Source organism: Thalassotalea sp. G20_0, assembly GCF_017744175.1.
Taxonomy (GTDB): Bacteria; Pseudomonadota; Gammaproteobacteria; order Pseudomonadales; family Endozoicomonadaceae; genus Endozoicomonas.
This window is the reverse complement of the sequence record NZ_JAGHQV010000490.1, coordinates 1-558: the sequence shown is the minus strand read 5'-3', so window position 1 is coordinate 558 and position 558 is coordinate 1. Positions and strand designations below refer to the sequence as shown.

General features: G+C 50.2%; 2 protein-coding genes. Both read left to right on the top strand.

What is annotated here, in order from left to right; translation table 11 throughout:
- The coding region (locus J7438_RS27195; RefSeq protein ID WP_209279129.1) for a hypothetical protein at window positions 1-183 on the top strand (183 nt) is incomplete at its 5' end.
- An 18-nt stretch (window positions 184-201) separates the two neighbouring features.
- Window positions 202-471 carry a RepB family protein gene (locus tag J7438_RS27190; protein ID WP_209279128.1) on the top strand — a complete coding sequence of 90 codons (270 nt, stop codon included), beginning with the start codon at window positions 202-204 and terminating at the stop codon, window positions 469-471.
- Window positions 472-558 lie beyond the last annotated feature (87 nt).

Below are 558 nucleotides of genomic sequence, written 5' to 3'. Positions count from 1 at the left end.
CCCCTCCACCAGCCCCACCATTCAGCACTCGCAAAACAGGGCAAGCCTACAGCAGACCTTCCACTGGTTTTTACTGATACCTATCGTGTGTGTTCGCTCAAAAAAACAGGAGAGTTTACCCAATATGGGCAGATTCTGATAAGTGCCAGGCTATCACCAGCCCTTAACATCGTTACACCGTAACAAACCAAGGGCTCAACAATGGCAATGACCAACGCAGAAAGACAAAGGCGATACCGGGAACGCCCCCGATCTGGCCACCACCAGCAAGTCAGGCTCAGCATGACGGTATCAGAAACCACCAGGCACCAGCTTGAAAGACTGGCCAGCTTCTACGGGATGACAAAGAGATCCATGCTTGAAGTGCTGATACTGGCAGCAGATGAAAAGGTACTGGCTATGCTGGTGGATGAAGATGCAGCCGAGTACCTGAACCCGTTACGCAGTAACCAAGGCAAGAAACCATTTTGATACCTTCTGTCCACATTACTATCTATGTGGACAGTTACCCCCCTTTTGTCCACATAAGGGACTGGCTATCTGTTACCAGGTAACGGA

What these genes read in the sequence shown, in the direction of transcription:
- J7438_RS27190 (WP_209279128.1), top strand. Translation starts at nt 202, where the DNA reads ATGGCAATGACCAACGCAGAAAGACAAAGGCGATACCGGGAACGCCCC.